The sequence below is a fragment of the Rhizobium sp. CC1099 genome (genome assembly GCF_029714385.1).
GTDB lineage: Bacteria > Pseudomonadota > Alphaproteobacteria > Rhizobiales > Rhizobiaceae > Rhizobium.
Window position 1 is genome coordinate 1720727 of sequence record NZ_CP121641.1, and the last position, 20157, is coordinate 1740883.

Below are 20157 nucleotides of genomic sequence, written 5' to 3' on the forward strand. Positions count from 1 at the left end.
GCTGGCCTCCGGAAAGCTTCCCGCCGCGTTCGCTGACTAGGGCCGACCTTTTCGCCCGCTTCGACGCGCAGGGTGATGCCATCGAGCCCGCCGTGGCCGATCAGGCTCACCATCAGCAGGCTGCTCAGAAACACCATGCTGCTGTTAACCAGCATCTCGAGCTTCTGCGCCGAGATGAATGCCTGCCTAGCCGCATCGAGACGGATGCGGCTGTCGCGATCCTCGTACCGCTGCGGTTTGGGCGCAATCCCGCCGCCAGCAGGGAGTCGCGCCGCTTTCGCACTCGTTCATTGACATTGCCAGGCATTGTCGCCTCTTGGCTACAAGTAACATGGAGGCGACGTGTTTCAGAGGCGAAATCACACCAGCCGGCTCTGCTCGGTTGCGGCTTCGATGAAGCTTGCGAAGAGCGGATGCGGGTCGAGCGGGCGGGACTTGAGTTCCGGGTGATACTGGACGCCGATGAACCAGGGGTGATCCGGATACTCGATCGTTTCCGGCAAGACACCGTCCGGTGACATGCCGGAGAAGACGAGGCCGCAGTTTTCCAGGCGGTCCTTGTAGTCGACGTTGACTTCGTAGCGGTGGCGATGGCGCTCGGAAATGTCTGTCGAGCCATAGATTTCGGAAATCTTCGTGCCCTTCTTAAGCGACGCCTTGTAGGCGCCGAGGCGCATCGTGCCGCCCAGATCACCGGAAGCCGTGCGCTTCTCCAGCGCATTGCCCTTGATCCACTCGGTCATCAGACCAACGACCGGCTCCTTGGTGGGGCCGAACTCGGTGGAGGAGGCATTCTCGACGTCAGCAAGGTTGCGTGCTGCTTCGATGACCGCCATCTGCATGCCGAAGCAGATGCCGAAATACGGCACCTTGCGCTCGCGGGCGAAGCGGGCCGCATGGATCTTGCCTTCCGAGCCGCGCTCGCCAAAGCCGCCGGGAACGAGAATGCCGTGGACCTTTTCGAGGTACGGCGCCGGATCTTCCTTTTCGAATATCTCCGACTCGATCCATTCGAGATTGACCTTAACGCGATTGGCGATGCCGCCGTGATGCAGCGCCTCGATCAGCGACTTATAGGCATCCTTGAGACCAGTATACTTGCCGACGATCGCGATCGTGACTTCGCCTTCCGGCGTGCGGATGCGGTTGCAGACGTCTTCCCACGGTTCAAGACGCGGCTTTGGCGCCGGCTCGATGCCGAAGGCGGCGAGCACTTCGCTATCGAGGCCTTCCTTGTGATAGGCCATCGGCACATCGTAAATGTTAGCGACGTCGAGCGCCTGGATGACGGCGGACGGACGTACGTTGCAAAAGAGCGAGAGCTTGCGGCGCTCGGCTTCCGGAATTTCGCGGTCGGCGCGCACCAGCAGGATATCCGGGTGAATGCCGAGCGCCTGCAGTTCCTTCACGGAATGCTGCGTCGGCTTGGTCTTCAACTCGCCGGCAGCCGGAATGTAGGGCATCAGCGTCAGGTGGACGTAGATCGCAGTGCCGCGCGGCAGGTCGTTGCCGAGCTGGCGGATCGCTTCCATGAAGGGCATCGCCTCGATATCGCCGACCGTGCCGCCAATCTCGCAGATGACGAAGTCGTAGTCGTCATTTCCCTCGACCACGAAATCCTTGATCTCGTTGGTGACGTGCGGAATGACCTGGACGGTCGCGCCGAGATAGTCGCCGCGGCGTTCCTTGTCGATGATGTTCTTGTAGATGCGGCCAGTGGTGATGTTGTCGGTCTTGGTCGCCGAACGCCCGGTGAAGCGCTCGTAGTGGCCGAGATCGAGGTCGGTTTCCGCGCCGTCGTCGGTGACGAAGACTTCGCCGTGCTGGGTCGGGCTCATGGTGCCCGGATCCACGTTCAGATAGGGGTCGAGTTTGCGAAGCCGCACCCGATAGCCACGGGCCTGTAACAACGCTCCGAGAGCCGCAGCCGCAATTCCCTTGCCGAGAGAGGAAACCACGCCGCCAGTGATGAATACGTATCGCGCCATGGGAGTCACCGGATACCTTTTCAAAAACGATTCCACCAGCCCAAAAATTCTTTTCCAGAACTTTTGGTGCCAGCTTGGAATCCGAACAAAAGAAAACCGGCAGACCCAGGGGCCTGCCGGCGGTTTATTTGGTTGACCGGGTTATTGTCCCGTTGGGACGCCGGTTCCGTTTTGTGCCGGGGCTGCCGGAGTCGCAGGCGTTGCCGGGGCCGGCTGCGTCGCAGGTGCGGTCGCCGTCGGCGCCTGAGCGCCGGGAGCGGCTGCGCCGCCGTTCGGAACGCCGTTGCCGGCAGGCTGGTTCGCGGGCTGCTGCGGAGTGCCGCCGCCGAGCGAATCGAGAATGCCGTTGCCCTGCCCGCTCGTTGCCGGGATGCGATCGAGAATATCGGTCGGGCTGCCCTGATAGCGCGTCAGGATGCCGAGGCCGAGCGAGGTGATGAAGAACAGCGCTGCAAGGATCGCAGTCGTACGCGTCAGCGCATTGGCCGTTCCGCGCGCCGACATGAAGCCGGAACCGCCGCCGATGCCAAGGCCGCCGCCTTCCGAGCGCTGGATGAGCACGACGCCGACAAGCGCCAGCACGATCATGAGGTGGATGACAATCAATACTGTCTGCATGGGTCCAGTCCTGCCCGCATGCGGCGGGCATCGAATAAAATCTGGCGCTGTTTACATGAGGTGATCCGCTATTCCAAGCCCTTCGGCCCAGAATATATATGGCATCACGCGAGCAGCGCTTCGTATGCGCCGTAGATGGCGAGGAAATCGGATGCTTTCAAGCTAGCGCCGCCAATCAACGCGCCGTCGACGTTGGCGATGCCCATCAGTTCCTTGGCATTGCCGGGCTTGACGGAGCCGCCATAGAGAATACGGACTTTCCCGCCATTGGCGCCGAAACGGGCGACGAGTTCCGCCCGCATGAAGGCATGCGCCTTCTCGACGTCCTGCACCGTCGGCGTGAGGCCGGTGCCGATCGCCCAGACAGGTTCGTAGGCGATCACGGTGTTTTCCGGCGTCGCGATGTCTGGAACGGAGGCGGAAAGCTGTCGCTTGAGAATGTCAAGGGTCTGCCCGGCCTTGCGCTGGTTCGCCGTCTCGCCGATGCAGATGATGGCGGTGAGATCGGCAGCGAAGGCAGCCTCGGCCTTGGCGCGGACGAGATGGTCGGTCTCGGCATGGTCCGTCCGGCGCTCCGAATGGCCGACGATCACATAGGTTCCGAAGCAATCGGCGATCATCTCGGCTGAGATATCGCCGGTATGCGCGCCCGACGGGCTCTGATGGCAATCCTGCGCACCGATCGCAAGCGGGCTGTCGGTGCAGAGCGCGGTCGCGACATAAAGCAGCGTCGCGGGCGGGCAGATGAGCGCCTCGACCTTCTTGGCGAGGGGCGAATTCACGCCTTCCGCAATCGCCTTGACCTGATCGAGGGAGGCGCGCGTGCCGTTCATTTTCCAGTTTCCCGCCACGAGCGGGCGCACGTCAGGTGTCATGCCAGCCTTCCCAAATTTTTCCGTATTGAGCGGCCTTAGCAAAAGCATTCGGCATTGAAAAGCTTTTGAACCTTCACGTAACGGAAATAAGGCCGATTTGCCGCGCAAATGCTTAAAATTTGGCGGCGCAACTGTCTAAGAAGCGAGAATCCAGTTCAAAACCCTCCGCCAATCGATCATGCGGATCGGCGTGCCGTGGTTGCCGTCTTGAAAAAGCGTGAAATGGACAGGGTATTTCGCCTCATGAAGTTTTACGAAGAAAGCCTGCTGTCCGGCAGCGGCATAGACCGGATCGCGGCTGCCATGGACGAACCAAAGGGGCAGCTTCGCCTTGTAGAACGCGCTCTTTGTGAAGTCCGGATCGGTGACGCCGCTCATGACGACCATGCCCTTCAGCCATTTGACACTGACCGCATCGCGCGCAATGCCCCAGCAGACCTGGCTGCCCATGGAAGCACAGGAAAGGATCACCGGGCGGCCGCCGGATTTCTCGCTCGCATAGCGGATCAGCCCGGCGATGTCAGCCACGCCCTCGCCGTCGAACGTGCGCACTGTCGGCGAATAATAGACGCCGCCATTGGCCACGGCCAGGTTCTTGAGCCGATTAAAATTGCCGCCGAAGCTGTAGTCGTTGACGCCGAGCCGCCGGTCGCCGTCGCGCCCGTGGATAAAGATCACGGTGAATTGCGCATTGTCTGTCGGTCCCACCCTGGTGAGATCCACCCTGCGGCCATTGAGCGACAGTGTTTCGTCCTGCTGCTGCCTGCGGACAGCGAGCGACACGTATTTCTGCTGCGCGCGCTTTTGCGGGATCTGGTCGCGACCGTTGATGTCGCGCATCTCGTCATATTCGACGGCTTCGAAGGCGCCGCCATCGGCGGTTTGCAACACGTTCTGTCTGGAGAAAAGTTCGTCCTTGTAAGGCGGCAGCGTGTCGGCTGCGGCGCTGCCGATTCCGGCGGACAGGAAAAAGGTCGCAATTGCGGCGATAATCATGCAATGACTTGTGGACATTCTCATGCGGGCGGTTTCCTACACATCATGCCGCTTGCCATTCTAGGCCCGGCAACGCAAACCAATTCCATAGAATTCCGCCAAATCGGGCGGCGTCGCGTAACGAGACGCTTTCTGGCAGAATCTGCCTGATTCGCTAACGTGACATCAAATGCGGTGATTTTGGGTCTGGCCCTAAGCGTACGTGCGGCCCAAGACAGGATTGAAGATCTGAACGACTCCATGGATGACAGCAACGACCTCTTTTCCGGAATGCCCCTGATGCCGAAGCAGGAGGCGGCCGCAAAGCCAGCCGAAAGGCCTGCTGCGGCGGCCCCTGCGTTGCGCCCTGCCCCGGCAGCCTCGGGCCCGGACGACTACGGCGCGTCCTCCATCCGGGTTCTCGAAGGCTTGGAACCGGTGCGCATGCGCCCCGGCATGTATATCGGCGGCACGGACGAAAAGGCGCTGCACCACCTCTTTGCCGAAGTCATCGACAACTCGATGGACGAAGCGGTCGCCGGCCATGCAAATTTTATCGAGGTGCATCTCGACATCCAGGGCTATCTGACGGTCAGTGATAATGGCCGCGGCATCCCCGTCGAGAACCATCCCCAGGTTCCGGGCAAATCGACGCTCGAAGTCATCATGACCAAGCTCCATGCCGGCGGCAAGTTCGACGGCAAGGCTTACGAGACCTCGGGCGGTCTGCACGGCGTCGGCGTTTCGGTCGTCAACGCGCTGTCGGATTATCTCGAGGTTGAAGTGGCGCGCAACCGCAAGCTCTATCGCCAGCGTTTTTCGCGCGGCATGCCGCAGGGCGGTCTCGAGGAGCTAGGCGATGTGCATAACCGCCGCGGCACCCGCGTGCGCTTCCATCCCGATCCGCAGATTTTCGGCGACCATGCGAAATTCGATGCCGGGCGCGTCTTCCGCATGGCACGCTCGAAAGCCTATCTTTTCGGCGGCGTCGAAATCCGCTGGAGTTGCGATGAAGGCGTGCTCCCGGAAGGCTCGGAAATCCCGGATAGGGCAGTCTTCCACTTCCCCGGCGGGCTGAAAGACTACCTGCAGGCGACGATGGGCAAGGAGTTCACCGTCACCCGCGAAATCTTCGCCGGCAAGACAGAGAAAGCAAGCGGCCATGGTTCGCTCGAATGGGCGATCACCTGGTACGGCGGCGACCAGCAGATCCACTCCTATTGCAACACCATTCCGACGCCAGAGGGCGGCACGCATGAGGCAGGCCTGCGCATCGCGCTGACCAAGGGGCTGAAGGCCTATGCCGACCTGACGCAGAACAAGCGCGCAGCGCAGATCACCACCGACGATGTGATGATTTCGGCCGTCGGCATGCTGTCGGTTTTCATCCGCGAGCCGGAATTCGTCGGCCAGACCAAGGACAGGCTTGCGACCGTCGAGGCGCAGCGCATCGTCGAGAACGCGCTTCGCGATCCCTTCGATCATTACCTGGCGGACAATCCCAACGAGGCCGAAAAGCTGCTCGACTGGGTAATCGAGCGCGCCGAAGAGCGTCTGCGCCGCCGCAAGGAAAAGGAAGTCAACCGCAAGACGGCCGTGCGCAAATTGCGGCTTCCGGGCAAATTAGCCGATTGTGCGCAGAACACCGCTCAGGGCGCCGAACTCTTCATCGTCGAAGGCGACTCGGCAGGCGGTTCCGCCAAGCAGGCGCGCAACCGCGCCAATCAGGCGATCCTGCCTTTGCGCGGCAAGATCCTGAACGTTGCGAGCGCCGGCCGCGAAAAGCTCGGCGCCAACCAGCAGCTTGCGGATCTCGTTCAGGCTCTCGGCTGTGGTACCCGTTCCAAATATCGCGAGGAAGACCTGCGCTACGAGCGCATCGTCGTGATGACCGATGCCGATGTCGACGGCGCCCACATCGCGTCATTGCTGATCACTTTCTTCTATCAGGAGATGCCCGAGCTCGTGCGCGGCGGCCACCTGTTCCTTGCCGTGCCTCCGCTCTACAAGATCACCCAGGGTGCCAAGTCCGCCTATGCGCGCGACGACGCCCACCGGCAGGAGCTGATGGAAACGGAATTCAAGGGCAAGGCGAAGATCGAGATCAGCCGCTTCAAGGGTCTCGGCGAAATGCTGCCGGCGCAACTCAAGGAAACGACCATGGATCCGAGCAAGCGCACGCTGCTGCGCGTGGTGATCGATGAGGTCGATTTCGAAGGAACCCGCACCGCGGTCGACGACCTGATGGGCACGAAGCCGGATGCGCGCTTCCGCTTCATTCAGGAGCGTGCTGCCTTTGCCGAAAATCTCGATATTTGAGCTTCCGCTATTTCACGGAACTGACGAAGAACCGTAACAACTCCGTCAAATAACCGGTGCATGAGAAGCGCCGCGAGCGGCGCGCCGTTCCTTCGGGGATTGGCCGCGCGGTTCGTTCCGCTCTTCACCCCTTGCCAGCCGGATGTATGCCATGATCAAGCGTTTTCTCGCGATTGCCGCTTTTGCGCTCCTGTCCAGCGCCGCCACTCTCCACGCGACCGATATCGGCGCGACCTTCGAGACGTCCTGCCCCTTTGGCGACTGCGCGGCCGGCATCTCCCTCTCCTATCTCGGTGAATTCGTCATCCCGACAGGCCACGTGGAAAACGGTGTCGAATTCGGCGGCATTTCCGGCCTCGATTTCGACGCGGCAACGGGCCACTACATCGCCATCAGCGACGACCGCTCGGAAAAAGGCCCGGCGCGCTTTTACGAGCTCGCAGTCTATGTCGACGGCGCCGGCCTCAAGGGCGTTGCCGTCGTCAAGCAGGTGACGCTGAAGGACAAAAACGGCGAACCCTTCGCCAGGCGCACCGTCGATCCCGAGTCGATCCGGCTCGGCCGGGATGGCATCTACTGGGGCAGCGAAGGCGACGGCAAGGCGCTGATCGCCCCCTTCGTCCGCGTCGCTTCGCAGGACGGCGCCTTCATGCGCGAGTTCAAGTTGCCGGAAGGCTTTGCTCCGACAGCCGACAAGTCGACGGGCATCCGCGACAACCTCGCCTTCGAAGACCTTGCGATCGCGCCTTCCGGCGATGTCTTCGTTGCCATCGAGGCGGCGCTCTACCAGGACGGCCCGGCAGCTTCCCTTGTGAACGGCAGCCTTGCGCGCATCATCCGCTATGATGGGACGACCGGCGAACCGAAGGCGCAGTATGTCTATCCAATCTTGCCTATCCCACAGGCGGCGGCGAAGGCTGACGGCGGCAACGACAACGGCATGTCGGAGATCCTCGCACTCGACGGTCACCGGTTGCTCGCCGTCGAGCGCAGCTATGCCCAAGGCGTCGGCAACAACGTGAAGATCTTCATGATCGATCTCGACGGCGCTACAGACGTCTCGGCGATCGCCTCGCTTGCGAAGACCGATCAGCCTGTGGTTCCCGTCCGCAAGAGCCAAGTTCTCGATCTGCGTGCAGCCGGCCTGGTGCCGGACAATATCGAGTCCGTGGCGATCGGCAAGGCGAAGGACGGGAGCGACGCGCTGATCCTCGGCTCTGACAACAACTTCTCGACCAGCCAGAAGACGCAGTTCTACGCCTTCAAAATACTGCGCCGTCCGCAATAGCAACCGAGGGATTGTGCAGCTAGTCGAGGCGGACTTCGATTTTCGTCTTCACCGAGTTGGCGAGGAAACAGAGCTCATGGGCCTCGTGATGGAGCTTTTCCTCCATTTCGCGGCTCGGCGCTTCGTCCGCATAGACCACGGCCGGCTTCAGCTCGACGCGGCTCACGAGCATTTTTCCGTCGATCTTCTCCATGATCCCGGTCGCAGTATCGAGATAGCTGTCGACGACGACGCCCTTCTTCGAGGCAAGCCACAGGTAGAACAGCATATGGCAACTGGAGAGCGCCGCGACGTAGGCCTCCTCGGGATCGACGTTCTCGGCGATCGAGTACGGAAGCGGCACGTTGTGCGGCGATGCCGAAGCAGGCACCGAAAGGCCGCCATCGAAATTCCACATATGGCCGCGGCTGTACTTGCCGTCCGTGAAACTGCCCCCGCCGCGCTGCCATGATACTTCCGCTGAAAATTTCGTCATCGTCCGAACGATCCCTATGAATCCTGATGCCCAACGTGCGGCCATTTTCATGGGCTAGCAAGGTTCGGAAGAAAATTCCGTCACATTCCGTACAGAGGTTTAAGATATCCCGTTGCCCTGACGACTTGGCGCACCTTCGATTGGAAGAGGCCGGCCCTTAGACGATCGATATGCTTGCGTCCGGGCTCCCAATGGCGCATATCCGTGATTGAGAAGAAGGAATAAAAAGCGACGTGAGCCTCTCGAACAACAAGAAACTGCCTGGCGAGCCGCGGTGGCTTGGGCCTTCTGCGCCCACACGCACGCCGCTCATTCCCTCGATTTCCGCGGCCCGCTGGCTTTTGATCCTCATCGTTGCGGCAGGCGTCTATTTCTTTTACGGCTTCGTCGTTCCGGTTCTGGCCGCACTCGTCATCGGTTTTGCGAGTTGGCCCCTCTATCGCAGACTTCTTGCGCGCGTCGGCGGCAATACGACGATCGCGGCCACGATCGCGATCATCCTCATCGTGACCTTCCTCGTTATCCCGATCGGGCTTGCGATCACCTATACGACGGGCGAGGTGCGCGAATGGGTCGCCTGGATCATTCACGCCAACCGGCAGGGCGCGCCCACACCACAGTGGATCCTCGCTTTGCCTTTTGCAGGGCCTTATCTCGACGATCTCTGGACGAAATATATCGGCAGTCCCGGCTCTTTGGGTGAAGTCATCCAGGCTGTCAGCGGCGCCAATATCGGCAATATCTACCGCGCGGTTCTCGCAGCCGGCGGCGCGTCGTTCCACCTGCTCCTGACGCTGCTTTTCATGCTGATCGCGCTGTTCTTCGTCTATCGCGACGGCGCGTCCTTCTCGCGTCAGATCGACATGCTTGGCGAACGCATCCTGCCCAATCGCTGGGAGCGGATTTCGCGCGTCGTTCCGGCAACGATCAGTTCCACCGTTATGGGTATGACGCTGATCGCGATCGGCGAAGGCATCGTGCTCGGCGTCGCCTACTGGATCGCCGGCGTCCCCTCGCCTGTGACACTCGGCGTCCTGACGGGCATCATGGCATTGATACCCGGCGGCGCGCCGCTCTCGTTCACCTTGGTTTCGATCTATCTCGTCGCCAGCGGATCGCATGTCGCCGGGGTCGCGCTCTTCATCTGGGGCACGGTCGAACTCTTCATCGTCGACAAGACGCTGCGTCCGAAGCTTGTCGGCGGCCCGATCAAGCTTCCCTTCCTTCCGACTTTCTTCGGCCTCGTCGGCGGCGTGAAGACCATGGGCTTCCTCGGTCTCTTCATCGGCCCGGTCTTGATGGCACTGCTCGTCGCGATCTGGCGCGAATGGATGCACGAAGTGAAGACGAACGATCAGACCGCTCTCGGCCCGGAAGTCATGATCGACGAGCAGGCGCCGCCGGTGCAGCGCGCGGCCGACGGCTGATCATTTCAGCCGCTTCTCCATGAAGAGGCTGAGCGGGTCCGGCAGGTACGAGCCGAAGGGTCCGACGTCGGCATAGCCGTATTTGCGATAAAGACCGACCGCCTCCGGCTGATAGATGCCGGTCTCGAGCCGGATCGCATCGAGACCCAGCGCCCGGGCATGCTGCTCCAGCCGCTCCATCAGGCGGCTTGCGACCTTCAGTCCTCTCGCCTCCGGATCAACGAACATGCGCTTGATCTCCGCCGTACCGTCTCCCGCCTCCAGGAGTGCCGCACAGCCGACGATTTCTCCTGCATTCCGCGCCACGAAGAAGCTTGCGATGGACTTTTCCAGGGTCGAGAGATCGACCAGGTGATTGCTTTCGGCAGGATAAAGCGACTGCGTATAGGCATCCGAAAGGTCGAGCAAGCGGATGATCTCCGGCTGGCGCGGCGATTCAAGAGCGACGGTGACGGACATGGCATTCCCCGGTTTTGCGGGGCCTGTCGCGGCGCATGACGAAAGGTTAATGCAGCCGCCATCTTTCGGTTGGAATTGCCCCGTCTATGACAGTGGATTTCAATAACCAAAGGGTTCGATTATGCAAGCCATCCTCGTCGCCATGACCATTTTCGGGTGCAATGATTCGGTGACGCAATGCAATTATGTCGCAACGGTCGATAAGCACTGGGACACGGTGGCCATGTGCGATGCCGAGTCGGAAAAGCGGCTCAAGTCCTTCGCCGATGCCAACTACCCGACCGTGATCGCCGTCTGCGAAGCACCGAAGCCTGCGATCGCGCCGGAACAGCCCAAAGTCGCCGAAGCTCTGCCCGCCCCGGTGCCGTCCGTCCAGGAGACTGGCCAGGAGACTGGAAAGACAGGCATTCGCGCTTTCGCGATACGCATTGCCGATCAGGTTCACACACACCTGCCAACCGGCGAAAGCGTCAAGCATACGCTGGAGAAGCCGGTGCATTTCGTTTCAGATGGCTATTCCTGGGCGGTTCAGCGCTTCAAGAATTAAATTAGGCTGCCGCGAGCGCTGTCAGCGATGCGTAGCTGCGGGCCGATTGGCGTTGCTCAGCGATGTGAAGCTTCTCGACCAGATCGAGCAACTCGCTGACGGCGCCATGAATGCCGTCGTGGTGACGGAAGCGTTCGAGCAGCCTGCCGCAAACGTTGGCAAGCATTGTGCCTGCGGTCTTTTTGGAAGCTTCGCGCCAGAGAAGCGTCGCCTCGACGAACACTGTGCTGATCTCGCGGGTGAGCCCGGCCGCCTCGTAGAGGGCGCGTACCGCATGCATGCGGCCGGTGGCAAGGATGGAGCGCACGCGCTTTTCGGTGCAGCCGGTGAGATTGACAATGGCGCCGGCGAAGAAATCCACCTTGCCGGAGCAGAGGGCATGCATGAGAAAGGACGGCGTCAAATGGCCATTAAGACGCAGATGCTCGACGAGATCGGCGATCTGGCGCGGCTGGATATCGCCGACAAGCGACACGACGGCCGCCTGCGTCGCCTCGCGGCTGATGCGCTCCAGACGATTGAGGCCGATTGCGGCCTGCGCCAAGGGCAAGGCGACCAATGCATTGCTGACATGCTGCGTCAGCAGCTGACGGGCATCGACCGGCAGATCGGCGCGATCAAGCAGAAGATTGCGGATATCGCAACAGTCGCCTAGCCGCGCCGCAATGCGCTTCAGGGATACTGGAGCAATCGCGGCTCCCTCATTTTCGAGAAGGCAGAGAATATCCTCTTCGTCGCCGACCTCCGCAAGAGCGGCTGAAACAGCACGCGAGACCGATGCGCGTGCGGCGATCAAGATACGGGTGACGCTGCCGCCGCGGGCTGCGAGATCGACGAGATCGGCGTCCGAAAGAAGCGGGGAACACGTCACCGCATGGCAGGCGATCTCCGGCTGGTCTTCGGCGAGGGCAAGAATGAGGGCGCGCGGCGCTTCGTCAGACCAAGCGATCGCTTCGACCAGTGCCAGACGCACGCGCGGCGATGGATCGTCGAGCAGGAAGGTCATCGCCATTTCGGCGGCCCTGCGTTCCTCGGGAAGCATTTCGGATTGTAGATAGGCACGGCCAAGCGCGCTTGCGGCGCGAGCCCTGTCTCCGGCCTTGGCAGTTTCAACCCAGCGAAGAAAAGCCTCTACGATCACACTACGCCCCAACCTGCGAACGCGATTCCTTCGCGCTCTACCCTTGGAATGAGGCTACTGAGAAATGGTTTACGATTGGTTCATCATATTCATTAACCCTTGCCAGCCGCGATCAGATCGTTCGGCACTTGCGGGCGCAGCAGCTCGAAGACGTCGCTGCCTTCGCTGTAATCCATGTACCCCATGCGTGCGACAGGCCGCGCGATCGACATATCCAGGCGCCCCTCGCGGATGATCTGCTCGTCGATATGGATGCCGACGACCTCGCCGAGAACCATGACACTCTCCGAAGGCTCGCCCGAGAGGGTCTTGGGTTCGATCAGTTCGGTCACCTTGCATTCGAGCACCGCGAAAGCCTCACCGACATAGGGCGCATCGACAAGCTCACCCCGCTTTGCCGTCAGGCCCCCCAGCTCGAACTCGTTGATGCCGTAAGGCAGCGCCGCCGATGACAGGTTCATCTGTTCGACAAGGTTGCGGCTGACGAAATTGCAGGTGAAGACCCCGGTTTCCGCTGCGTTGCGCTGGCTGTGCTTGCGGCCGCTGGAGGAAAACATCACCAACTTCGGCCGGTCGGAAACGGCGTTGAAGAAAGAATAGGGGCCGAGGTTCAGCGAGCCGTCCCTGCCCTTCGTGCCGATCCAGCCGATCGGACGCGGCGCGACGATCGCCTTGAACGGATCGTGCGACAGGCCATGCCTGTTCGTTTCGGTCGGGTAGAACATCAAGCGTCCCCACCAACCCAAGTGACCGTTTCCGATATTTCCGGACGCGGTCGTTCAACTGCGGGAAAATTTGTCGAGCCGATATGGACGAAGCCGGCAACCCGTTCGCCTGGCTGGACGCCAAGCAGCCGATAGGCACGCTCGTCATAGGCGAACCACTCGGTCAGCCAGTTGGCCACCCAGCCATGGGCGTTGGCCGAGAAGATAATATTGAGGCAAACGGCGCCTGCCGACATGATCTGTTCCCATTCCGGAATCTTGAAATGCGGCCCGGCTTTGCTGACGACGGCGATGACGACCGGCGCGCGGGTGAATCGCGCACGCTCGACCTCGATCATGTCCTCGGAAAGATCGGGCTTGGCTTCGAGCGCCAACTTCAGAAGCTCCTTTCCGATATGGACGCGCTCTTCGCCGCGATAGACGATGAAGCGCCAGGGCGCGAGCTTGCCGTGGTCGGGAACGCGAGATGCCAGACGGAGGATTTCCTCGATCTCCGCCTTTTCCGGTCCCGGTTCGCTCATCTGGAATGCGGGGATGGAGCGGCGCACGGCGAGGTAATCGATCAGCTTGATATCGGATTTCATGCGGGAGAAACTTTCATTTTCATGACAGCGGGATGGATGGGTCTTGAATTTGCCATCGCGTTGGTCTTGAAGTGGCCTCTGTGATTTCAGAAGTCAATCTTGTTCAGGAAACACATGCCCGGCATTTTGCCTTTTGCGCGTATGGCTCTTGCGCTTGTTCTGGCGGCTTGGCTGCCCTTTGGCGCAAGCGCGCAGGACGCGTTCAAGGAATTCAAGCAGCTCGATACGACGGCGAAAATGCCGAAGCTCAACGCTTTCATCGCCCCCGGCAGCGCACCGCAAGGGACCGCGTTGCACGAGGTCGAGATCGAGGCGAAGCTGACGGCCGACGGCCAGCCGGTGGAAGACGGCCTTTCCTGGTACGTGTTCAGCCCGATCGCCGGCGCTGACGGCAAGCTGCCGCTGGTGGCGAGCGCCCGTGGCGGGTCGGCGGCTTTCCAACTGGCGCCGGGCGACTATCTGGTAAACGTGTCCTTCGGCCGCGCCGGTGTTACCCGGAAGGTGAATGTTCCCGACAGCGGCAAGCTCGACAAGCAGGTGATGGTGCTCGATGCGGGCGGCTTGCTGCTCAACGCTGTGTCCGGCTCCGACGTTCGCATCCGCCCGGATCAGTTGCGCTTCTCCATCTACTCGTCGGAAGTACGCGACGACGGCGAACGCGGATTGGTGACGGCAGACGTCTCGCCGAACACCGTCGTCAGGCTGAACGCCGGCACCTACCACATCGTTTCTGAATATGGCGACGTCAACGCCGTCATCCGCGCCGATATCCAGGTGGAAGCGGGAGCGCTCACGGAAGCGACTATTCAGCACCGTGCAGCACAGATCACCTTCAAGCTGGTTTCCGAAGCCGGCGGCGAAGCGATCGCTGATACGGCCTGGTCGATCCTGACGGCTGCGGGCGATAGCGTCGGCGAAAGCGTCAGCGCTTTTCCGACGATGGTGCTAGCCGAAGGCGAATATTCCGCCGTCGCGCGCAACAAGGACAAGATCTATCAGCGCGACTTCAAGGTCGAGGCCGGTAAGAATACCGATGTCGAAGTGCTGATGAAGAACGAGCAGCCGCAGGAACCGGCAAGCGCGGCGACGACGCTGCAGCAGGAACCGCAGCCATCAGCCGCCGGCGAGCCGCAGAGTTCCGCGCAGGCGCCGCTCCCTTCCTATGAGCAACTGCTGCCGGGCAGCGGCACGACGGGCGCCGATACCGATTGAATTTTCAGATGCGCTTTCGTTTGATGTCGGAACCCAACGAAAAGACCGCATCGTAAAGCGCTGCCAGCAGGGCCTTGCGGTCGTTCCTTCTCAGCTTTTCGTAAGGCAGGACCGGACCTGCGTGCGCTGTGATCGTCTTGCCTGACAGTCGGCGGAATTCGCGGATCAACAATGAGAGGCGAAGCGTCAGCGAGAAGCGGCTGACGATATGAAAGAGCCGCCCGTTCTGGCCCTCGAAATAGATGGGCAGAACGCTTGCACCGGCCGCCTGGACGAGCTTGGCAGGAAAAATCTTCCAGGGCAAATCCTCGGCGCGGCCGAAACCGTTCTTCGCGGTGGCGACGCCGCCGCCCGGGAAGATGATGACGACAACGCCATCCTTCAGAAGCCGGACCGCCTCCCGGCGCGTCTCCATGTTGAGGCCGACGGCCTCTTTCGTCTCATCGAAGGATACCGGAAGCGAATAGGCCGCCATTTCCGGAACCTTGAGCAATTCGTTATGGATGAGAACGCGGAATGGCCTTCCAAGCCGTTCGGCAAGCGCCAATACGGCAATGCCGTCTCCGATACCGAACGGATGGTTGGCGACGATGACAAGCGGCCGATCCGCGGTTAGTTGTGGTGGCCAGGCACCATTGATGTCGAGGCGGACATCTAGGAGATCAAGGAGTTTGCCGAATACGCCTTCGCGCGTCGGAACGATATCGCTGCGCCAGATATCGTAGAGCTGCACGTAACGATCGCGGCCGGAGAGCCCCTCGATCGAGCGGATCAGCCAGCGCTTGAGACGCGGATCGCTTTCCCTCGCATAAGATAGCTGTTTGAATCGCAAAGCCGTCCGGCCTCAGGTGGAAGACCGGACGGCTATATTTCAAAGCGATGACAATTGTCTGACAGAAATCAGGCAGCCTTCGCTTTCTTGGCTTCGATCTTGCGGCGGATATCCGGCGGCGTCGCTTCCCAGGCAAGGTTCTCGATTGCCGCCTCGAGCGGCATCGAGGTCTGCTCCGGGCTGCCTAGGCGGCGGATATTGACAGTCCGTTCCTCGGCTTCCTTCCGCCCGCAGACGACGATGACGGGAACTTTCGTAACGGAATGCTCGCGGATCTTGTAGTTGATCTTCTCATTACGGAAGTCGGTCTCGACGTTGAGTCCCGCCTCGCGCAGCGCTTCGGCAACTTCTGCGCCATAACCGTCCGCTTCCGAGGTGATCGTCGCGACCACGACCTGCAGCGGCGAGACCCAGAGCGGCAGATGACCGGCGAAGTTTTCGATCAGGATGCCGAGGAAGCGTTCCATCGAGCCGCAGATGGCGCGGTGGATCATCACCGGCTGCGTCTTCTCCGAATTGCTGTCGATATAGAAGGCCCCGAAGCGCTCCGGCAGGTTGAAGTCCACCTGGGTGGTGCCGCACTGCCATTCACGGCCGATCGCGTCCTTCAGCGTATATTCGAACTTCGGGCCGTAGAACGCGCCCTCGCCCGGCAGGATGCCGGTCTTGATGTCGTTCGACTGCTGCTGGATGGTGGTGAGCACGTCCATCATGACGCTCTCGGCGCGATCCCAGAGCTCATCCGAACCGACGCGCTTGTCCGGGCGCGTGGAGAGCTTGATGGTAATCTCGTCGAAGCCGAAGTCCTTGTAGACCGAGAGGATCAGGTCGTTGATCTTCAGGCACTCGGCGGCCATCTGCTCGTCGGTGCAGAAGATGTGCGCGTCGTCCTGCGTGAAGCCGCGCACCCGCATCAGGCCGTGGAGAGCGCCTGACGGCTCGTAACGATGGACCGTACCGAATTCTGCCAGGCGGATCGGCAGTTCGCGATAGGATTTCAGCCCATGCTTGAAGATCTGCACGTGACCCGGGCAGTTCATCGGCTTCAGTGCGAAGACGCGGTTGTCGGCTTCCTTGTCATCCGGATGCGTCAGCGCATGCGCCGATTTCACCGCGAACATGTTTTCCTGGTACCAGCCCCAATGCCCCGAGGTTTCCCAAAGGGAAGTATCAAGAACCTGCGGCGCGTTGACCTCCTGATAGTCGGCAGCGAGGCGCCGCCGCATATAGGCGACAAGCGCCTGGAAGATACGCCAGCCCTTGCCGTGCCAAAAGACGACGCCCGGGCCTTCTTCCTGGAAGTGGAACAGGTCCATCTCGCGGCCGAGACGGCGATGGTCGCGCTTCTCGGCTTCGGCGAGCATGTGGAGATAGTTGTCGAGTTCGGACTGCTCTGCAAAGGCCGTGCCGTAGATACGGGACAGCATCGCATTGTTGCTATCGCCGCGCCAATAGGCGCCTGCCACCTTCAACAACTTGAAAGCCGAACCGATCTGACCGGTCGATGCCATGTGCGGGCCGCGGCAAAGGTCGAACCAGTCGCCCTGATAGTAGATCTTCAGATCCTGGCCTTCCGGGATGGCATCGACGAGTTCGACCTTGTACTGCTCGCCCTTGGCGGCAAACACTTCCTTCGCCTTCTGACGCGACCACACTTGCTTGGTGAAAGGCGCGTTGCGGGCGATGATCTCCTTCATCTTCTTTTCGATCTTCGGCAGATCGTCGAGCGTGAAGGGTTCGTTCTTGGCGAAGTCGTAATAGAAGCCGTTCTCGATGACTGGCCCGATGGTCACCTGTGTACCGGGCCAGAGCTCCTGCACGGCTTCCGCCATGACATGCGCTGCGTCGTGCCGGATGAGTTCCAGGGCGCGCTCGTCGCTGCGAGTGATGATCTCGATTTTGCCCGCCGTCACGGGATCGGAAAGGTCGCGCACGGTGCCGTCGATCGCAATGGCGACAGCCTTCTTGGCAAGCGACTTGGAGATGGATTCGGCGACGTCGAGGCCGGTCGTGCCGGGCTCGAAGTTGCGTTGATTGCCATCGGGGAAAGTCAGGGAAACGGATTGGGACATATCGCTATTCTCCTTGTCCAGTCCCGCCAACGAATGCGGGTGGTTGCAATGAAGCGCTTCGTCGGCACGAATGCGCTGCCGCCTGATACCGAGATTTGGCGTGTGAGTAAAGGCAAGGCCTGATCAGCCGATCATTTCGGCAAGGCCTCGCACCGTGTTCCAATTGCGCAGCGTGCCGACGCCCATACGCCTGGTCGTGAGCGCCGAGAGCAGCTTCCATTCACTGGGTTTGCCGGCGAAATCGATCCAGAGATCGCCATTGGTTATCGCCAAGCGCTGGTTGGCTTCGACGTACTTCTGAAGCGTGGTTAAGGCGGACCGATCGAGCGGCTTGCGCATCACGCGCACGATCACTTGGCTACCATCGCCATCCGGAAACGGATTTGAATTCGCCAGTCTCAGCCAATCCGCGCCCTTGCGGACGATGATATCGACGGGCTTGCCGAATTTCGTTTTGAAGGCAGCTTCAATCTTGGCTTCGATGTCACCGAGCGGCGCACTGCCTGCTTCAAAGACGACATTGCCGGTCGAGACCAGCGTGCGCGGGTTGCCGTAGCCGAGTGCCGCGGCCATATCGCGAAGATCGGACATCACGACCCGGCGACCGGGCGCGAGCACAATGCTGTGAAGGAGCGCGACGTAGACGGTTTTACGTGGCATGGGTTTGCCGTCAGCCCGCTTTCCGTCCGAGCGCAAAATAGCGCCACGGCGTCCACCAAAGCAAGCGCTGCTCCAGTCCTTCAGGCACGGGATCGAGACCACTCGTTCCGCCCGGCCCGCAGCGCCCGACACGAAAGAGCGTCATCCACCCGCCGGCCCACAGGCCGTGGCGTGCGATCGCCTCGTAGCCATATTCTGAGCACGTCGGAATATGCCTGCATGAGTTGCCGATAAACCCGGATAAGGTCAGTTGATAAAGCCGGATCAATCCCATGCCGAGCAGCCGGTCAGGGGTCTTGCGGAAAGGGCCGGTATAGTTTCGGGAGTATCTGGCCACCGGCCCGGAATACCCCTCTTTGTCACTTCGCGACATTTCCGGCGAGATTATCCCGGACACCCTGCGTTTCGGCAGATCTTCGTCGTCGTCCTGCTGAAGAGGGCAAAATTCGCACATGGCCTAACCTCCGCGTCTTGAGGAGGCGCCGGCAGTGCCGCACGATCCCGATCTTCCCCCTTGTGGGGGAGATGTCACGAAGTGACAGAGGGGGGTGTTACATTGCGGAGCGCTCAATGTTCACGCCTCGGCCATTTCCGCGCGCTTTGCCTCGATCTGCCCAACCGCATCGACGACAGCGTCGAAAGTCAGCATGGTGGACGCGTGGCGAGCCTTGTAATCCTTGACCGGGCGCAGGTAACGCATGTCCTCGAAGCGGCCATCTGGACCTTCTCCGTCCGCTTTCAGCATGACGAGCATGTCTTCGCGGGCCTTGCGGAGTTCGCCGGCCGTTGCGCCGATCACGTGCCGGGCCATGATCGAGGAGGATGCCTGGCCGAGCGCGCAGGCTTTGACGTCATGGGCAAACGCGGTGACGGTATCGCCGTCCATCTTCAGCCAGATCCGCACTTTGGAACCGCAGAGTTTCGAATGCGCCTGTGCGCTTGCATCGGCATCGGCCAGGCTGCCTGTCAGCGGAATATTGCCTGCAAATTCGAGGATTTTGCTGTTATAGATGTCGTCCATGATGAATTCCGCTCCAGATTGCCGCGGATCGGCTTATTCGGCGGTCATTGTATCATAAACAAAAAACACACCGTGTCGTGGTAGCATACTTACATGAAGACGCCGTCTTCCTATATGTATGTCGTTCGAAGACCATGAAAATGCAATGGTCCTCGGGTAAGTTTGATTGGGAAACCGTGCCGGACGGGCTATAAGTTGCCCCGAAAGCCCCGGAGCCTGCCAAAGGTGCAACATTCCTGACAAGGGATACCAGTGGCGAGTCCGAAAGACGGTCCAAAAGTTCGTGGACCAGGAGACTTGAGCAGTATGGACGCCATCGTAAAGAATTTTCCGCAGACCAGCCGTGACGCCGAACGCCCCAGCCAGAAGGAAGCCGAAGACGCAATTCGCGTTCTGCTTCGTTGGGCTGGTGACGATCCGTCGCGCGAAGGGCTGATCGATACTCCTACCCGTGTCGCCAAAGCCTATCGCGAACTTTTCGCCGGCTACGAAATGGACCCGGAAGACGTTCTGGGCCGCACCTTCGAAGAGGTCGCCGGCTACGATGATATGGTTCTCGTGAAGGATATTCCGTTCTATTCGCACTGCGAACATCACATGGTGCCGATTATCGGCAAGGCACATGTCGCCTATATGCCTGACGGCAAGGTACTTGGACTTTCCAAGATCGCCCGCGTCGTCGAGATCTATGGCCGCCGCCTACAGACGCAGGAAACCATGACCGCACAGATCGCCAAGGCGATCGATGATACGCTGGCTCCGCGCGGCGTTGCTGTCATGCTCGAAGCCGAACATATGTGCATGGCGATGCGCGGCGTACAGAAACAGGGTTCCACGACGCTGACGACGACCTTTACCGGAATCTTCAAGGCCGAGCCCGCCGAACAGGCGCGATTCATGACCATGGTGCGGAGCCGCTGACACGGCTCCATTAAGAGA

20 protein-coding genes are annotated in these 20157 nt (G+C 60.7%); 6 read left to right on the plus strand and 14 right to left on the minus strand.

Annotated features, from left to right (window positions below):
• Positions 1-359: 359 nt before the first annotated feature.
• The 4 genes from QA644_RS08845 to QA644_RS08860 form a co-directional block, all read right to left on the minus strand.
• A complete protein-coding gene (locus tag QA644_RS08845; RefSeq protein WP_022715652.1) occupies positions 360-1988 on the minus strand; it encodes a CTP synthase in 1629 nt (542 codons plus the stop codon).
• Between the two features lie 141 nt (positions 1989-2129).
• A complete protein-coding gene (gene secG / locus QA644_RS08850) occupies positions 2130-2606 on the minus strand; it encodes a preprotein translocase subunit SecG (protein WP_039844937.1) in 477 nt (158 codons plus the stop codon).
• A 104-nt stretch (positions 2607-2710) separates the two neighbouring features.
• The gene (tpiA, locus tag QA644_RS08855; RefSeq protein WP_283072036.1) at positions 2711-3481 is read right to left on the minus strand and encodes a triose-phosphate isomerase; all 771 of its coding nucleotides are present in this window, start codon (positions 3479-3481) and stop codon (positions 2711-2713) included.
• A 135-nt stretch (positions 3482-3616) separates the two neighbouring features.
• Positions 3617-4501: an alpha/beta hydrolase gene (locus QA644_RS08860; RefSeq protein WP_283072038.1), complete on the minus strand. Its 885-nt coding sequence runs from the start codon at positions 4499-4501 to the stop codon at positions 3617-3619.
• Positions 4502-4717: 216 nt separating this feature from the next.
• Between QA644_RS08860 and parE the strand changes: the two genes are divergently transcribed.
• Positions 4718-6775 carry a DNA topoisomerase IV subunit B gene (gene parE / locus QA644_RS08865; protein WP_039844940.1) on the plus strand — a complete coding sequence of 686 codons (2058 nt, stop codon included), beginning with the start codon at positions 4718-4720 and terminating at the stop codon, positions 6773-6775.
• A 151-nt stretch (positions 6776-6926) separates the two neighbouring features.
• Entirely contained in the window at positions 6927-8063 is a 1137-nt protein-coding gene (locus QA644_RS08870) for an esterase-like activity of phytase family protein (protein WP_283072039.1), read from the plus strand.
• 19 nt (positions 8064-8082) lie between these two features.
• Here the strand turns inward: QA644_RS08870 and QA644_RS08875 are convergent, their stop codons facing one another.
• Positions 8083-8538, minus strand: coding sequence for an OsmC family protein (locus QA644_RS08875; protein WP_283072040.1), 456 nt, complete (start codon positions 8536-8538; stop codon positions 8083-8085).
• Between the two features lie 233 nt (positions 8539-8771).
• Here QA644_RS08875 and QA644_RS08880 point away from each other — a divergent pair, with 233 nt between their 5' ends.
• Positions 8772-9965 carry an AI-2E family transporter gene (locus QA644_RS08880; RefSeq protein WP_039844943.1) on the plus strand — a complete coding sequence of 398 codons (1194 nt, stop codon included), beginning with the start codon at positions 8772-8774 and terminating at the stop codon, positions 9963-9965.
• Here QA644_RS08880 and QA644_RS08885 read toward each other — a convergent pair whose 3' ends face one another.
• Positions 9966-10424, minus strand: a complete 459-nt coding sequence (locus tag QA644_RS08885; protein ID WP_283072041.1) for a GNAT family N-acetyltransferase — start codon at positions 10422-10424, stop codon at positions 9966-9968.
• A gap of 121 nt (positions 10425-10545) precedes the next feature.
• Between QA644_RS08885 and QA644_RS08890 the strand changes: the two genes are divergently transcribed.
• Complete coding sequence (locus tag QA644_RS08890; RefSeq protein ID WP_283072042.1) at positions 10546-10971, plus strand: hypothetical protein; 426 nt, start codon at positions 10546-10548, stop codon at positions 10969-10971.
• Between the two features lies 1 nt (position 10972).
• Here the strand turns inward: QA644_RS08890 and QA644_RS08895 are convergent, their stop codons facing one another.
• The 3 genes from QA644_RS08895 to QA644_RS08905 form a co-directional block, all read right to left on the minus strand.
• Positions 10973-12112: a DUF2336 domain-containing protein gene (locus tag QA644_RS08895; RefSeq protein ID WP_283072044.1), complete on the minus strand. Its 1140-nt coding sequence runs from the start codon at positions 12110-12112 to the stop codon at positions 10973-10975.
• A gap of 92 nt (positions 12113-12204) precedes the next feature.
• Positions 12205-12837: a flavin reductase family protein gene (locus QA644_RS08900; protein ID WP_283072045.1), complete on the minus strand. Its 633-nt coding sequence runs from the start codon at positions 12835-12837 to the stop codon at positions 12205-12207.
• Positions 12837-13421 (minus strand): nitroreductase, encoded by a 585-nt coding sequence (locus QA644_RS08905; protein WP_074068193.1) that lies wholly within the window; start codon positions 13419-13421, stop codon positions 12837-12839. Before QA644_RS08905 ends, QA644_RS08900 begins: the two co-directional genes overlap by 1 nt.
• Positions 13422-13535: 114 nt before the next feature.
• On the opposite strand from QA644_RS08905, the gene QA644_RS08910 reads away from it, so the two are divergent.
• Complete coding sequence (locus QA644_RS08910) at positions 13536-14633, plus strand: hypothetical protein (protein WP_074068195.1); 1098 nt, start codon at positions 13536-13538, stop codon at positions 14631-14633.
• 4 nt (positions 14634-14637) lie between these two features.
• Here QA644_RS08910 and QA644_RS08915 read toward each other — a convergent pair whose 3' ends face one another.
• The 5 genes from QA644_RS08915 to QA644_RS08935 form a co-directional block, all read right to left on the minus strand.
• On the minus strand, positions 14638-15465 hold the full coding sequence (locus tag QA644_RS08915; RefSeq protein ID WP_283072046.1) for a lysophospholipid acyltransferase family protein: 828 nt from the start codon (positions 15463-15465) through the stop codon (positions 14638-14640).
• 68 nt (positions 15466-15533) lie between these two features.
• The gene (gene thrS / locus QA644_RS08920) at positions 15534-17537 is read right to left on the minus strand and encodes a threonine--tRNA ligase (RefSeq protein WP_283072048.1); all 2004 of its coding nucleotides are present in this window, start codon (positions 17535-17537) and stop codon (positions 15534-15536) included.
• Positions 17538-17660: 123 nt separating this feature from the next.
• On the minus strand, positions 17661-18197 hold the full coding sequence (locus tag QA644_RS08925; RefSeq protein ID WP_283072049.1) for a DUF1697 domain-containing protein: 537 nt from the start codon (positions 18195-18197) through the stop codon (positions 17661-17663).
• Between the two features lie 10 nt (positions 18198-18207).
• Positions 18208-18651: a membrane protein insertion efficiency factor YidD gene (gene yidD / locus QA644_RS08930; RefSeq protein ID WP_283072050.1), complete on the minus strand. Its 444-nt coding sequence runs from the start codon at positions 18649-18651 to the stop codon at positions 18208-18210.
• A 120-nt stretch (positions 18652-18771) separates the two neighbouring features.
• Positions 18772-19218, minus strand: a complete 447-nt coding sequence (locus QA644_RS08935) for an iron-sulfur cluster assembly scaffold protein (RefSeq protein ID WP_283072052.1) — start codon at positions 19216-19218, stop codon at positions 18772-18774.
• 306 nt (positions 19219-19524) lie between these two features.
• On the opposite strand from QA644_RS08935, the gene folE reads away from it, so the two are divergent.
• A complete protein-coding gene (gene folE, locus QA644_RS08940) occupies positions 19525-20139 on the plus strand; it encodes a GTP cyclohydrolase I FolE (RefSeq protein ID WP_022715673.1) in 615 nt (204 codons plus the stop codon).
• The last annotated feature ends 18 nt before the right edge of the window (positions 20140-20157 follow it).

What these genes read in the sequence shown, in the direction of transcription:
- QA644_RS08905 (WP_074068193.1), bottom strand. Translation starts at nt 13,421, where the DNA reads ATGAAATCCGATATCAAGCTGATCGATTACCTCGCCGTGCGCCGCTCC.
- QA644_RS08910 (WP_074068195.1), top strand. Translation starts at nt 13,536, where the DNA reads ATGCCCGGCATTTTGCCTTTTGCGCGTATGGCTCTTGCGCTTGTTCTG.
- tpiA (WP_283072036.1), bottom strand. Translation starts at nt 3,481, where the DNA reads ATGACACCTGACGTGCGCCCGCTCGTGGCGGGAAACTGGAAAATGAAC.
- folE (WP_022715673.1), top strand. Translation starts at nt 19,525, where the DNA reads ATGGACGCCATCGTAAAGAATTTTCCGCAGACCAGCCGTGACGCCGAA.
- QA644_RS08885 (WP_283072041.1), bottom strand. Translation starts at nt 10,424, where the DNA reads ATGTCCGTCACCGTCGCTCTTGAATCGCCGCGCCAGCCGGAGATCATC.
- QA644_RS08875 (WP_283072040.1), bottom strand. Translation starts at nt 8,538, where the DNA reads ATGACGAAATTTTCAGCGGAAGTATCATGGCAGCGCGGCGGGGGCAGT.
- QA644_RS08870 (WP_283072039.1), top strand. Translation starts at nt 6,927, where the DNA reads ATGATCAAGCGTTTTCTCGCGATTGCCGCTTTTGCGCTCCTGTCCAGC.
- QA644_RS08890 (WP_283072042.1), top strand. Translation starts at nt 10,546, where the DNA reads ATGCAAGCCATCCTCGTCGCCATGACCATTTTCGGGTGCAATGATTCG.
- yidD (WP_283072050.1), bottom strand. Translation starts at nt 18,651, where the DNA reads ATGTGCGAATTTTGCCCTCTTCAGCAGGACGACGACGAAGATCTGCCG.
- secG (WP_039844937.1), bottom strand. Translation starts at nt 2,606, where the DNA reads ATGCAGACAGTATTGATTGTCATCCACCTCATGATCGTGCTGGCGCTT.
- parE (WP_039844940.1), top strand. Translation starts at nt 4,718, where the DNA reads ATGGATGACAGCAACGACCTCTTTTCCGGAATGCCCCTGATGCCGAAG.
- QA644_RS08900 (WP_283072045.1), bottom strand. Translation starts at nt 12,837, where the DNA reads ATGTTCTACCCGACCGAAACGAACAGGCATGGCCTGTCGCACGATCCG.
- QA644_RS08845 (WP_022715652.1), bottom strand. Translation starts at nt 1,988, where the DNA reads ATGGCGCGATACGTATTCATCACTGGCGGCGTGGTTTCCTCTCTCGGC.
- QA644_RS08935 (WP_283072052.1), bottom strand. Translation starts at nt 19,218, where the DNA reads ATGGACGACATCTATAACAGCAAAATCCTCGAATTTGCAGGCAATATT.
- thrS (WP_283072048.1), bottom strand. Translation starts at nt 17,537, where the DNA reads ATGTCCCAATCCGTTTCCCTGACTTTCCCCGATGGCAATCAACGCAAC.
- QA644_RS08860 (WP_283072038.1), bottom strand. Translation starts at nt 4,501, where the DNA reads ATGAGAATGTCCACAAGTCATTGCATGATTATCGCCGCAATTGCGACC.
- QA644_RS08925 (WP_283072049.1), bottom strand. Translation starts at nt 18,197, where the DNA reads ATGCCACGTAAAACCGTCTACGTCGCGCTCCTTCACAGCATTGTGCTC.